The sequence below is a fragment of the Bacillus sp. 7884-1 genome (assembly GCF_002272245.1).
Lineage (GTDB): Bacteria > Bacillota > Bacilli > Bacillales > Cytobacillaceae > Neobacillus.
The window spans coordinates 23,075-36,904 of record NZ_NPDD01000146.1 but is presented as its reverse complement, the minus strand read 5'-3'; the positions used below and the strand labels follow the sequence as shown (position 1 = coordinate 36,904).

Below are 13,830 nucleotides of genomic sequence, written 5' to 3'. Positions count from 1 at the left end.
TCAGCATGACCATTTTCAATACGGAGAGTTTGAGAGATTCATTGAAGGTCTATTTTATCATGGGCAGTCCGAACTGCAGGGTGTATCCTGCCCAAGTGTTGAGGGAAGCCATTGAAGGCGGAATTACCCTTTTTCAATACCGTGAGAAGGGAACCGGAGCTTTCACGGGGGATAAAAAGGTTGAATTGGCCAAAGAACTCCAACAAATATGCCGAGAGCATCAAATACCGTTCATCGTCAATGATGATATCGAATTAGCAATCGCCCTCAATGCGGATGGCGTTCATATTGGGCAGGAGGATGAACCTGTCAAGGATGTAAGAAAGAAGATTGGCGATAAAATTATTGGTGTTTCTGTACATAGTTACGAAGAAGCGATGGTCGCGGTTGATGGGGGAGCCGATTATTTTGGGATTGGGCCTGTTTTTCCAACAAAGACAAAAGAAGACGCCAAACCCTCAAATGGTACAAAGCTTATCAAGGAATTGAGAGAGAGAGGCTTAAGCATTCCGATTGTTGGAATTGGCGGAATTACCTCTGACAATGCTGGGACTGTTATTCAAGCAGGAGCTGACGGTGTTTCGGTTATTACCGCAATCAGCCATGCTAATTGTGTTACAGAAAGTGCTAAGGAGTTAAGAAAAAGTGTCTTTTAGATTTGTGAAATCATTGAGAAAGGGGAGGGAGTTTTTTTATGAGAAATACGCATAAACTCACATTGACAGCGATGATGATTGCGATTGGTGCACTCACAAGTAATCTATTGTTTATTCCGATTGGAGTCACAAAGGTTTTTCCGATACAGCATCTCTTAAATGTTTTATCTGCCGTAGTGTTAGGGCCGTTTTATGCAGTTGCACAGGCTTTATGTGTCTCAATCTTACGGAATATCATGGGAACTGGTTCGGTGTTTGCTTTTCCAGGAAGTATGGTTGGGGCCTTATTGGCTGGGCTGCTTTTTATGAAAACAAAAAAAATCTATATGGCTTTTACAGGTGAGGTAATTGGAACCGGTATTATTGGAGCGATTCTTTGCTATCCAATTGCGACACTACTACTTGGTCAAAAAGCAGCGCTATTTGGATTTATTCCGTTATTTATATTTAGCTCGATCGCAGGTGCATTGATTGGCGCAATCATTCTCTCAATCTTTTTAAAGAAAAATGTGGCATTGTTCTATAGTTAAATTATTATCATATACACTTTTACTAATAATATTATTATGTTAACTGATTGATAATCCCTTTTGTGTAGACAGGTAGGCACCGGTCTCACAGAGGGATTTTTTTTAAAATTGGAACAAAGTTGTCACTATCTAGATACCACAAATAAAAATAACAGACGTATAATAATAGTAGGAAATAAAGTTTTTATTCTTGAGAGGATGAGAAGAATGTTAACGGATTATTCAAGAATCGTAGTAGCATATGACCATTCTGATTTAAGTAAAAAAGCTTTGAAAATGGCAATGAATCTAGCAAAACTAGATAAACAAATTGAATTATTAGTTTTTATGGTCATGCAGCCTGCAAGACCCATCGTTTACACATATGGCTATGCATTTGAGGCAATCCAGGACTCTCAACGTGAGGAAGTTAATGCCATACGTAAAGAAATTGACGAAGAAATTCAGTCGCTGCCAAATAAAACAAGATCTGTGGTCATGGAAGGTAATCCAGGAGTCATGATTGTTGAGTTTGTGAAGCAAAATGATGCTGACCTTGTTGTAATGGGTAGCAGAGGATTAAGCGGACTGAAGGAACTATTCTTAGGAAGCGTCAGCCATTATGTCGTTCAAAAGGCACCATGCCCAGTGTTTATTGTAAAATAAATCTCTATTATAAAAGAAAAGCTTGTAGAAAAGTCGCTAAAGACCATTCTACAAGCTTTTTTTATTGAGTACAGTAGAAATAAAATCCTTGTAGCTTTCTAAGTGAAAATCAGCTTCAATGTTCTGATTTTGAAAGGCTACTGTTTTAATCCCTAATTTTCTGGCCGGAAGTAAATCCAATTCTCTATCACCAACGACTAAATCAATTTGATACTTTTTCAGAACATATTCATAAGAAGAAGGATGGGGTTTTCTGTCAAATCCTTGTTCTTCAACGGATACAATTTCTTTAAAGTAGTGGGTTAAATGATATTTCTCAAGAAGATAAATCGTGGATTCCATATCGCGATGGGTCACTATAATATTGTTATCAACTGCTGATAAAACTTCCTTTAAATGCTCAAAGGGCTTACTGTATTCTTTTGAATACTGTTTGTCAATACGTTTGTATTCTGGCCGTTTACTCTCATCAATCCCATAATGTTTAAAGGCAGTTAAGGAATCAATCTTTAGCCATTTTAAGACTTCGACATGATCAAGGTCTTGCTGACTTAATTCTATAAAACCTTCAACCAGTGCCGGATATGTATCAAAAAGTGTACCATCAAAATCCCATAATATGTTCAAGTTCATCCCTCATTTCATTTGTTAAGTCTAAACCCTATCAAAATTATTACTTTATCATGATTTTATCGATATTTCCAATGTGACCCTTGAAGTGAATACTTTCATTCTATCTCTATTAATATTTGATTATTTGCTTTAAAGATTTAATCATTATGTGTAAAATTGTTAAGTGTAGAGAAAATTCAAAATACGGCGAAGTAATTCATAAAGGGAAGTGTTTGTAACATGCTGAAAATCTGGAATATTGAGAAAATCATTGAAGATACATTAAATAATCACCATTTAAACATTGACTATGAAATTAATAATAAACTACCTGTACCTATGAGTTATAACGTTTCAACAAATACGATTAAATTTAATTACCTTCAAGTTAACGGTTATATTAGCAAAATTAGAATGAAAGAGACAGATGAAAATCTTGTAAAAATTATTCTGTATCATGTAATTGGTTATTACTTGGATTTTAAGAAAAATAAACATGATTTAAGGACTTTCAAGTATGGTGAAGATGATGAAATAGCAAAGTTAAAAACTCAAATTGAGATGAATGCTTGGGTTTATGGAAGAACGTTGGTCCCGGACGTACTCCTACAGTCTTTTGATCAAGTAAGAGAATTAGATAAAGAATTAATAAACGGTCAATTAACGAACATTTAATAAATAGCTAGACTTAGGATTTAATAATACATACAAGAAAGAAGGGGTTTTATAGTGGGTCAGTTCCCAACGCTAACGAAAATTTCCGAGGACATTTATCAACTTGTCGTTCGGTATCCGTTTGGAATGTATGAAATGAACAGCTTCTTGTTTAAAGGAGATAACGGCTTTACGATTGTTGACACTGGTAGTGAAGCGAAAGAATCTATCGATATTTGGGAGAAAACGTTAGCTTCGGGAATTAAAATCGAGAAATTAGTCTTAACCCATGCTCATCCAGATCATATTAGACTAGCTAGATGGTTTCAACAACAGCATCATGTTCCTGTCTATATTTCAAGTTTAGGTTATAAAGAAATTCAGAGAAAACGAAATCATGATAATGGAAATTGGATTCTTAGCTTATTAAAGACACATGGTGGCCCTGAAATCCCTCGGAATATGGGGAATTTAGAAGAAGATGCTTATGAATTTGAACCTGATGGACTTTTTGAAAACCAGCAAACGATAAAGCTGGGGAACGAAATGTATGAAACCATATGGACGCCAGGGCATTCCTCGGATCATTTCTGTTTATATAATCATAATCAACAGGTGATGATCACTGGGGATCATATTTTAGCGGGACTTTCTCCCATCATTGCTCTTTGGTCAGAAAACGACCTGAATCCAATAAAAGATAACTTTGCCTCTTTGGAAAGGTTAATGGCTTATCCTGCCAAACTAGTGCTCCCAGGTCATGGGGAACTCATTTACAATTTGAATGAGCGGATAGACGACATGATCACTGGTCACAAACATCGCTTGCAACAGATTTTAAAAATTGTTGGGACCGAAGAAAAAACAGCATGGAAGGTTTGTCAGGAAATATACGGTCCACTAAGTGATACCAAATTTTTTGCTCCATTTTTGGCCACCATTACTCGACTTATTTACCTTGAAAAGAATGGTGAAATCTCTAGTGAATGGAAGGGCGGAAAATTGTATTATCGTTCTATCGTCAAATGATCATGAATTATTTTGCTAATAACATTATTATGTTAACTGATTGATAATCCCTTTTGTGTAAACAGTTAGAACTGTATACACGAAAGGGTTTTTTTTTTGATAAGGATTTATTCTTTTTCGTTAATATGACAGAAAGATGGACTATACGAATGGGATTTTCATCGAACCCTTATAATTAGGCTTTTTTAATAGTAGCAATACCCACCCAATGTACATATTTTGTTGGGAAAGGTTTTTAAAAAACAGGGTGTTTATCTACTTTCAAGTTTGTTCTGTTCTAATTTCAAGTTGCTGCTGCCCTTGTTTAAATATATAAGGAGGTAATGAAAAATGAATGATTTTCAAAGTCAACTCCAGGGGTTAAATCTTGGCGATTTCCAAGCGACCCAAGCTGTTTCTTATGACCAAAACCAGTACTATGGTGATCAGGATCGAATATTCCTAGGTGTGGGTGGTTTTGGCCGATGTTCTAGCTGTTTTAGTTGCTTTAGCTGTTTTCACTGCTTTAATTGTTTTAATTGCTTCCACAATTGCTTCCACAATTGCGGCGGACATCGCTGCCATAATTGCGGCGGCGGACATCGCTGCGGAGGACACAATTGCGGTGGCGGACATCGTTGTGGTGGCGGAGGCCATCGTTGCGGCGGTTGATCGTTTTCAATCTATAACGAAAACTTCGATTGTATGTGAAGAGGAGAAGGGCCCCTACAATGGTTGTAGGGGCTCCTCTCTACAACAATTAACATAGGGACAAATTGAGATACATAGGATAATAGTGATGATAAATATGAGAAAAAGCTTCGGCTAAGGAGGAACGTAATGACGAATATGAACCCTTCTATGCGTTTGAAAGTGAAAAGGGACACGTTTTTTCTCCCTGATCCAAACAGTGGTGTGTTTTTTCGGAACAATGTAAGCTCGTTCCGTATGGAAGGCAGTATGATTGATCAATGGGTTGAAAAGCTGATCCCCATGTTTAATGGCGAGTACACATTGGAGTATTTGACTAACGGTTTGCCGGTGGCTTATCGAGATAGAGTGTTTGAAATTGCAGAAGCCCTTTATCGAAATGGGTTTGTTCGAGATGTGAGTCAAGACCGTCCGCATCAATTGAAGGAACAGGTTCTAAAAAAGTATGCCTCTCAAATTGAATTTGTGGATAATTTGCTTGATTCAGGTGGGTTCCGTTTTCAGAACTATCGCCAAGCAAAAGTGTTAGCAGTAGGCTCTGGTCCTTTTTTTGTTTCGTTGGTTGCGGCGTTACTTGATTCCGGATTGCCCAAGTTCCAAACGTTGATTACTGACAGTGTTCAGACCAATAGACAGCGGTTGATGGAACTCGTGGCACATGCCCGTAAAACAGACCCTGATGTGGAGATCGAGGAGGTCACTCTAAACAAGCAGGGGGAAAGTACTTGGGAGGAAATAGTAAAACCGTTTGATTATATTTTATATGTGTCAGAACAGCATGATGTAGAGGAACTCCGACTTCTACATAGGGTTAGCAAGGAAGAGAAGAAAGTGTTTCTCCCTGCTATCTGTTTAGAACAGGCTGGTTTAGCGGGTCCGTTAGTATATTCAGACTCAGAGGCCGACTGGGAGTCTGCTTGGCGCCGTATTCACCAAGGGGCTCTCTTAAGAGAGCAGAAATTTAATGCTTCTGCTTCGACACCCTTAGCCATGCTGGCGAATGTCATCGTATTTGAGTTGTTTAAAGACGTTACGGGTGTGACCGAAAAGGAACAGAAGAATCAATTCTTTCTTCTAGATTTGGAAACGTTAGAAGGAAACTGGCATTCTTTTATGCCTCATCCGCTGGTGACAGGACAAACATCTTCTAGATTGGTTGAAGATATAGATAAGCGACTAGCACAGGGAACCGAAAGAGTAGATCCAGGTCAATTACTCCTTTCCTTTAACCATTTGACATCTAATATATCCGGAATTTTTCACATTTGGGAGGAGGGTGACTTACAGCAGCTGCCATTGGCTCAGTGCCGAGTTCAACCAGTCAACCCATTGGCATATAGGCCAGCTGAACTATTGGGTGATATTGTCTGTACAGGTCTAACACATGAGGAGGCAAGAAGGGAAGCGGGTTTGTCCGGAATTGAAAACTATGTATCACAACTAGTCGGAGCGCTGGATCTACCTCCGGAAGTGGAGGTGGGAGCAGGTGAAACATTCTCTGAAAGTGTTTGCCGGGGATTACAAAGATTCTTAGACGAGGAGTTGATCAAACAAAGCCTTGAAGAGGAGTATTCCCTCTACCCGGTGCAGTTAAGTACGGTAGAAGATGAACGCTGTCAGTATTATTTGCAGGCACTTACGACCTTGCGGGGAGCTCCGATTATAGGGATTGGCGAGGAGGTGTCTGGATTCCCGGTTGTGTGGGTTGGTACAAATGTCGGATGGTATGGCAGTGTCGATTTGAATATCACACTGGCATTACGAAATGCGCTGCAACAGGCAATTTTCAATGTGCAAAATGAAGAGGAATTCGTTATGGCACGATCCTTGGAGTTTTCATCCATGATTCTGGATGAAAAGGTGCCGCTATCCATTGAAATTCCTTCGTGTGAAGAGAGATTACAAACCGAGGACTTGCTGACTGCTATGGAAATTTTGGAAGGGAACGGGAAGCAGTTGTTTGTATATGAACTAGAACTAGAACCTTTTTTGAAAGAGGGATTGTCAGGGATATTTGGGGTATTGGTTCAAGAGGAGGGATTAACGTGAGTGCTGTCATGTTGGTTGTAGGAGAAGGGCTGCTGGCAGACCACATTTGTGAAGAACTGTCATCTCAACACTTGGTATTTCGCCAAACCGATTTCGGGGCAATTGTACCCGGAAGGATTGATTTGGCATTGGTTTTACATGATGCATGGAATCCCTCTGTTCATCAAAAAGCAGAAGAGGTGTTTCATCGAACACATACTCCCTGGCTAAGAGGTTTTGTTTCTTTTGGAGAGGGTGTAATAGGTCCGCTTGTTCGTCCGGGTACACAAGGTTGTTCACAATGTACAGATATGAGGCGTCTTATGACAGGACACGACCGTAGAGAGATGTGGGAAATACAAAAGAGGTTAGAGTTAACAGGAGCAATGCAGCAGGAACCCTGGGCCACACGTACGAGTCTTCTTCACTTGGCGCACCTATTACTGGCTGAGGTCCAAAAGATTATTAGAGGTAATCAGGCGCAATCTGAAGAAAAGGTATGTTTTCTCAATCTGAAAACATTGAAGAGTTCCTGGCACAGGTTTCTGCCCGTCCCCTTGTGTCAGGTTTGTAGTTCATTACCTGACGATACACCAGAGATGGCTAGAATTTCTCTGCAGCAAAGTCCGAAGGTTACCAGCGACAGTTATCGCAGCCGTTCGTTAGATGACCTGAATGAGGTTCTCGCTAATGACTATCTTGATCAACGCACAGGCCTTTTGAATGATAAAATGGTTAACCTCGTGCACACATTTGCTGATGTAAGTGTCAATTTGCCTTTATTCGAGGGGGACGAACGAACAGCAGGCCGTACAAACTCATTCGCGGTTAGTGAATTGACGGCCATTTTAGAAGGGTTGGAGCGGTACTGTGGACTTGAACCCCGTGGAAAACGGACAGTGGTTCATGACAGTTATAATCATTTGAAAAATCAAGCACTCAATCCGATTGAGGTTGGAGTGCATGAAAAAGAACAGTATGAGAGACCTGGTTTTCCATTTACAGAATTTGATCCAGATCGCCCGATTGATTGGGTGTGGGGATATTCGTTTTTGCAAGAGCGTCCGATTTTGGTTCCAGAGCTGCTTGCTTATTATAGTTTGGGCTGCGGATCACGAGGATTTGTCTATGAAACCTCCAATGGGTGTGCGTTGGGCGGAAGTCTAGAAGAGGCGATTCTCTACGGTATTTTGGAAGTGGTCGAACGCGATTCGTTCCTGATGACGTGGTACGCGCAGATGCCCCTCCCGCGTCTGGACCCAGCCTCCATTGAAGACCAAGAGCTTCAGTTAATGATTGAACGGATGCGTGCAGTCGCGGAATATGATCTATATTTGTATAACTCAACGATGGAGCATGGAATTCCAAGTATTTTGGCCATAGCGAAGAACAGAAAAGAAAAAGGGATGAATCTTATCTGTGCGGCCGGATCTCATTTGGACCCGGTACGAGCGGTGAAAACGGCGGTTCACGAATTAGCTGGTATGATGCTGTCATTGGATGAGAAATTAGAGGCGAACCAGGAGGAGTATGTACGAATGCTGCATGATTCTACCTTGGTGCAACAAATGGATGATCATGGAATGCTGTACGGTTTGCCGCAAGCAGAAGAGCGCCTGCAGTTTTTGCTGGACGATCTTCGTCCATTACGATCATTTAACGAGGAATTCAAGTGGAAGTCAACACATTTAGATCTTACTGATGACCTTCAGGATATAGTTCGAGTATTTCGCAGATTAAATCTCGATGTCATTGTGGTTGACCAGACGACACCGGAAACGGCCCGAAACGGACTGTATTGCGTAAAAGTGCTGATTCCGGGGATGCTGCCGATGACATTTGGACATCACCTAACACGCGTATCTGGGCTGGATAGGGTATTCAGGGTCCCTATGGAACTTGGATATTCGCAAGAACCGCTAACCGCTGAACAGCTTAATCCGCATCCACATCCGTTTCCATAAGTGCATCACTAGGAGGATTGAGTATGATTCTAGATGAGTTTCTGCACAATTTGCATTTTGACATTGAGAAGGCAAGCATTCCAAATTGGGAAGTGGATTGGGAGGATAAACCACTTCCTTTTAAGCTATACCGCGGATTACCTGTAGTCCCATTATCCCTAGAAGTACCACTGACACTTGAAGAACTGAAGCAACCCTTTATGCCTGACCTGCGTATAATCGGGGATTTTCTTTGGTATGTTTACGGCCTTACTCAAATTAGCCAATCTGTCTTTAGCTTGGATGCTACAGACCATTCAGACGTCATGCAATCGTACAGAAGGTTTGCTCCCTCGGGTGGAGCGCTATATCCAAACGAATTATACGTTTATTTAAAAATCGAGGATTTGCCAATTGGGGTATATCATTACGATGTGGCACACCATCGCTTAGTATTGCTGCGGGAAGGAAATTTTGATTCCTATATTGCCAAGGCTCTTGGGAATCGATGTGACATTTCAGCATGTTTTGGGACGGTTTTTGTATCGACTATGTTTTGGAAAAACTTTTATAAATACAATAACTTTGCCTACCGACTGCAGGGATTGGATGCAGGTGTGTTGATGGGACAGTTGTTGGAAGTATCGAAACGGTTTGGCTTCGAAACGGGGGTATACTTCCAATTTCTAGATCGGGCCATGAATCATTTGCTTGGTTTATCTGAAAAGGAGGAGGCCGTCTATTCGGTCATCCCCCTATCGGTTGAACCTACCATATGGTCAGCTAACGGGGGTGAAAGAGACAGGATAGTTTCGGCAGCGGAGTTGTGCAGAGAATTGACACTGATTCAACCAAACCACTTCGTCCGGTCACAGAGAGTTAAAGAGTATCCGATGTTAACGAAGATAAATGAAGCGTCCATGCTGGATTCTACAACTTTATTTTCTTTGATAGAGGCACAGGAGAATGGGAAATGTGAGGGTCAAGCGGTGGCTCTTCCATATGCGGAGAGGGTGTCGTATGATTTTGGGTCTGTTTGTCGAAAGCGATTTTCCCCAGATATGGATTTCATTTTGGGAAAGGTAAGTCAACTCGAATTGGCAAATCTGTTACACGAGGCAACGCAGTCCTTTTTGTATCGAAATGATTTGGTTTCTGTGGATCAGAGGCACGAGACACGTGTCTCAGTTAATCTCTGTTTGTATAATGTTGAAGGAATTCCTAATGGTGCGTACCACTATGACAGCACTGCTCATGCATTACATCTGGTTCAGCTTGGAGATCATCGACTCCTGTTGCAATCTGGTATGTCGTTAAATAATGTAAATTTGCTACAAGTACCACTGTGCCTGCATGTCACAGGAGTTAAGGATTACTATGCACCTACACTCGGATACAGAGGATACCGAATCCAACAAATGGAGGCAGGTATGCTCGTGCAACGATTACTCTTATCGGCAGGAGCCAGTGGAATGGGAGGACACCCGCTCCTCGGATATGATTCCAATATGTGTGATGAGCTTTACAAGATGGACCCACAAGGAAAAACCAGCTTAATCCAAATCCCAATCGGCCCCTTTCGACATCGCCCTTGGCTAATGGGAGGCTTGTGTTGTTAATAGCTTTACTAGTTTAAAGGAGGGTGATCTTAAAATTGCTCTCCTTTAATTTGCTTGCCTGTAGATTAATCCCAAGGAATCAATAATTAAATAGGTACCCAGATTTGTTTTATTATATGTCTATTATAAATTTTTTTATTGCTTTAAAGTTTTAACAATTATTTGTAATATGAAGGGGAAGGGGAATATGAAGATTTATTTTATCTAGGATCGATCCCAAAAGTTTACTTTATTTAATGACACTTATCGCGAGGTGGAAAATAGTTGAAGGTAGATGCTGTTTTTGAAGGTGGTGGAGCTAGAGGGATTGCTTTTGTTGGAGCGATTCAAGCGATGGAAGAGGAAAAGGTACAATGGCAAAGAATAGCTGGAACATCTGCTGGAGCCGTAATCGCTGCTCTTTTGGCAAGCGGCTATAAAAGCTATGAGATTAGAAAGCACCTTAAAGAACTTGATTTTTCGAAACTTCGTGGCAGGACGATCTTGAATCGAATTCCCATTTTTGGCAGCTTACTTGAACTAATGTTTAATCTTGGAATCTATAAAAATGATTATTTGGAAACATGGGTGGATTCACTTCTCTCAGAAAAAGGAATTAAGACATTTGCAGATCTTCCAGATGGAAAGTTAAAGATTATTGCTTCAGATGTATCGAATGGCCAAATGCTTATTTTGCCAGATGATTTAAATCGTTATAGGATGACGCCTTCAGATCTAAAAGTTTCAACTGCCGTTATGATGAGCGCTTCTATACCATTTTTCTTCCGTCCGGTTATTTGGAAATCAAAAGACCGTAAAAAATCCTATATTTTAGATGGTGGATTACTTAGTAACTTCCCAATATGGTTATTCGATACGGACAACCCTCGGTTTCCAACGTTTGGCTTTCGTTTTGTGAAAGATAAAGTTAACATAGATGCCGTTATACCAACGCCGCTTCACCTTTTCAAAAATATATTTAAAACGATGCTTCAAGCCCATGATTTAAGACATTTGAACGAAGAAACAAATGAACGGACCATTAAAATTTCTTCTGGGAACATCAACACAACTGATTTTGAATTGAGTGAGGCTGAAATTGATTTTCTCTATAAATCAGGCTATACTTCCACAAAAGACTTCTTATCAAAATGGGATTTTGATCAACATAAGATCAAAAGAATGCAAAAAGCAATAAGGAAATTATGAAGTGGCACTACCAGCAAAACTCGAATTTACAACATTAAGGAAATACCAATATCAAAAAGCCCAATTTCTTAGCATTAAATTGAGAAATTGGGCTTTTTTCAATACTCCAGAAAAGGTCCATAACATCAACCCAAAGCCTGTTCTGTGCTAATAATTTTATGTCATTAAAAATAAACTCTTACTATTGTTGAGGTGCAGAAGGCGTGGAAATACTTTGTAATGCTTGTTCTGCCTCATTTGCAAATTGATTTTGTACTGCTAGATCACCTAAAGCAACCATTCCTACTATTTGCCCATTTTCGATTACCGGCAATCGGCGAATTTGCTGCTCTGCCATTAAGTTTGCTGCTTGATGAACATCCATATCAGGTGTTCCTTGTACGATTTGCTGTGCAGTCATGACTTGAGAGACTGGTGTTTGTGCATTTTCTCCTTGTGCTGTCGTACGAAGGGTAATGTCACGATCCGTTACCATTCCAACTATTTGTCTGCTGTTATTAACTACTGGGATAGCTCCGATATTATATTCGCTCATTAACGCTGCAGCTTCCTGTACGGTCTGTGTTTCGGTAACTGTAACAACATTTGATGTCATGATATCTCTTAATTGTGCCATGAAATTACCTCCAATATATTTATCCTTTATAGGATGGGGAACATTGGCGATATTATTAATGGTAACATTTTCCTAAATATAAGCTTCACCGTTGTAACATATAGAAATGGAGTATCGGAATCATTTGTCCATATATATGGTTATTATTGGTTTAGTTAGATTTATTATAAAGAGTTTTTTGATAATTAGGAGGAATTATTAATGCGTAATGAAGAATATGAGATATTGCTTGAAAAAACGGTTGAGGTTGCTCCTGATTGGACATAGAGTGACGTTCAAGATGTTTTGAATAAAGCTGGGAAACTTGCTGGTGTAAGTTATGTCATTTCCCAACTTCATGATTGATATACTTTTAGGTTCTGACATATTTTGTCGGCCCAATTTTTTCTGATGAATGGACAACAGTTTCAAGAGAACGCCAATGTTTTATTGATAATAATACTGAGGTTATTGTGGCTTTGTATTATGACATAAAAGGCAAAATGTAAATAAAAAAGGTTATATCTATATACATTAAATTAATACTTGAAAAAAAAGGAGCTGCTGGGTTCATTATTCTTATCATATATTCCATGACCTGTAAACCATGCATATCCAACCCACTGCTTTTCTCACTTCCACCATTTCCACCATTTTTTTTGATGGGCTGCTGCGATTTGCTGTCTTGTTTCTTCCAACATCATTTTGCTTCGTTCCTCTAACAGTTGTTCCGAACGTACTACATACTTCACTATTTGATTAATCTTCTCTTCTAGATAAGCTTCCCTTACGGCCTTCTCCTTCAGATGTTTGATTAAATCCATGTTAATTTGCTCCAAATGTTCTATTCTTTCCAACAATTCATCAAGATTATTATTCTGTATGATTTCTGGGTCAGGTGGGTTAGTTTGTACCGTTTCTTCTTCTGTCCTGATGACATTTTTATTTTCTTCAGAATTCCACGACATTACCGCTTGCGCTGAAAGTTCCAACGTCATACCCTCTTGACCGGTGAATTCAATAAATTTCCGAATCGTGGTAATATCCTTATCAAAATATCCCCTGTGGCCCCTATGATTGCGGTGAATCTTATATCCGTGTCCTTCTAATAGAGTGGCATACTTTCGTAATGTATGGCTATCGATTCCAAGTAATTCTTGTACGTGACTTGGTGAATGTATTTCCGACATATCAATACACCTCCGCTATTAGATATCTTTATGTAAAACTTCATTGCAAGATAAAGACATTATACCAAGCTATTTTTTTAAAATTTGTCGAACCAGCGGATAGTAAACGATTTGTAATTAGACTGATAACTTTTCTTAATAAAACAAAAAAAATTTTTCTTTCCTTTTTATTTTTCGTGATTTATATCACATCTGAGAGGTATAGGAATCCCTTAAAATAAACGTAAGTTACTAACAAAGGGGGAAATAAAATGTTTCTTACTTGGTTGATGTGTATCGGTTATTTCATAGGTTCCTATTTTATTACGGTTGTTATTTTTGATAAACTTAAGGAGAGAGATGAATCTGATTTAGCTCAGTTAGAATCTCAACTTCAAAACATAACTGTGAATCCTGCACAATCTATGAAACAAGCAGTTTAATTTTACAAAAGTAAAATAAAATATAAAAT

At 39.4% G+C, this 13,830-nt stretch carries 14 protein-coding genes; 11 read left to right on the top strand and 3 right to left on the bottom strand.

Features of this window, described 5'->3' with window-relative positions:
* Positions 1-5: 5 nt before the first annotated feature.
* The 3 genes from thiE (at position 6) to CHI06_RS17335 (ending at position 1,831) form a co-directional block, all read left to right on the top strand.
* Complete coding sequence (thiE, locus tag CHI06_RS17345; RefSeq protein WP_095249883.1) at positions 6-656, top strand: thiamine phosphate synthase; 651 nt, start codon at positions 6-8, stop codon at positions 654-656.
* 38 nt (positions 657-694) lie between these two features.
* The gene (thiW, locus tag CHI06_RS17340) at positions 695-1,186 is read left to right on the top strand and encodes an energy coupling factor transporter S component ThiW (protein ID WP_095249882.1); all 492 of its coding nucleotides are present in this window, start codon (positions 695-697) and stop codon (positions 1,184-1,186) included.
* Positions 1,187-1,393: 207 nt separating this feature from the next.
* A complete protein-coding gene (locus tag CHI06_RS17335; protein WP_095249881.1) occupies positions 1,394-1,831 on the top strand; it encodes a universal stress protein in 438 nt (145 codons plus the stop codon).
* A 48-nt stretch (positions 1,832-1,879) separates the two neighbouring features.
* Here the strand turns inward: CHI06_RS17335 and CHI06_RS17330 are convergent, their stop codons facing one another.
* Positions 1,880-2,458, bottom strand: coding sequence for an HAD-IA family hydrolase (locus CHI06_RS17330; protein WP_095249880.1), 579 nt, complete (start codon positions 2,456-2,458; stop codon positions 1,880-1,882).
* Positions 2,459-2,683: 225 nt separating this feature from the next.
* On the opposite strand from CHI06_RS17330, the gene CHI06_RS17325 reads away from it, so the two are divergent.
* The 7 genes from CHI06_RS17325 to CHI06_RS17295 all read left to right on the top strand — a co-directional run bounded on the left by CHI06_RS17325 (position 2,684) and on the right by CHI06_RS17295 (position 11,594).
* Positions 2,684-3,118, top strand: coding sequence for a hypothetical protein (locus CHI06_RS17325; RefSeq protein WP_095249879.1), 435 nt, complete (start codon positions 2,684-2,686; stop codon positions 3,116-3,118).
* 54 nt (positions 3,119-3,172) lie between these two features.
* Complete coding sequence (locus tag CHI06_RS17320; protein ID WP_095249878.1) at positions 3,173-4,126, top strand: MBL fold metallo-hydrolase; 954 nt, start codon at positions 3,173-3,175, stop codon at positions 4,124-4,126.
* A 330-nt stretch (positions 4,127-4,456) separates the two neighbouring features.
* The gene (locus CHI06_RS17315; protein WP_095249877.1) at positions 4,457-4,777 is read left to right on the top strand and encodes a heterocycloanthracin/sonorensin family bacteriocin; all 321 of its coding nucleotides are present in this window, start codon (positions 4,457-4,459) and stop codon (positions 4,775-4,777) included.
* 168 nt (positions 4,778-4,945) lie between these two features.
* On the top strand, positions 4,946-6,865 hold the full coding sequence (locus CHI06_RS17310; RefSeq protein ID WP_095249876.1) for a putative thiazole-containing bacteriocin maturation protein: 1,920 nt from the start codon (positions 4,946-4,948) through the stop codon (positions 6,863-6,865).
* The gene (locus CHI06_RS17305) at positions 6,862-8,808 is read left to right on the top strand and encodes a TOMM precursor leader peptide-binding protein (protein WP_095249875.1); all 1,947 of its coding nucleotides are present in this window, start codon (positions 6,862-6,864) and stop codon (positions 8,806-8,808) included. The genes CHI06_RS17310 and CHI06_RS17305 overlap by 4 nt, the downstream gene beginning before the upstream one ends.
* 23 nt (positions 8,809-8,831) lie before the next feature.
* Entirely contained in the window at positions 8,832-10,406 is a 1,575-nt protein-coding gene (locus tag CHI06_RS17300) for a SagB family peptide dehydrogenase (protein WP_095249874.1), read from the top strand.
* 264 nt (positions 10,407-10,670) lie between these two features.
* The gene (locus tag CHI06_RS17295; protein WP_095249873.1) at positions 10,671-11,594 is read left to right on the top strand and encodes a patatin-like phospholipase family protein; all 924 of its coding nucleotides are present in this window, start codon (positions 10,671-10,673) and stop codon (positions 11,592-11,594) included.
* A 181-nt stretch (positions 11,595-11,775) separates the two neighbouring features.
* On the opposite strand, the gene CHI06_RS17290 is transcribed toward CHI06_RS17295, so the two are convergent.
* A complete protein-coding gene (locus tag CHI06_RS17290; RefSeq protein ID WP_095249872.1) occupies positions 11,776-12,210 on the bottom strand; it encodes a CBS domain-containing protein in 435 nt (144 codons plus the stop codon).
* A gap of 611 nt (positions 12,211-12,821) precedes the next feature.
* Positions 12,822-13,379 (bottom strand): MerR family transcriptional regulator, encoded by a 558-nt coding sequence (locus tag CHI06_RS17285; RefSeq protein WP_095249871.1) that lies wholly within the window; start codon positions 13,377-13,379, stop codon positions 12,822-12,824.
* Between the two features lie 251 nt (positions 13,380-13,630).
* Between CHI06_RS17285 and CHI06_RS29840 the strand changes: the two genes are divergently transcribed.
* Entirely contained in the window at positions 13,631-13,801 is a 171-nt protein-coding gene (locus CHI06_RS29840) for a hypothetical protein (protein WP_179292667.1), read from the top strand.
* The last annotated feature ends 29 nt before the right edge of the window (positions 13,802-13,830 follow it).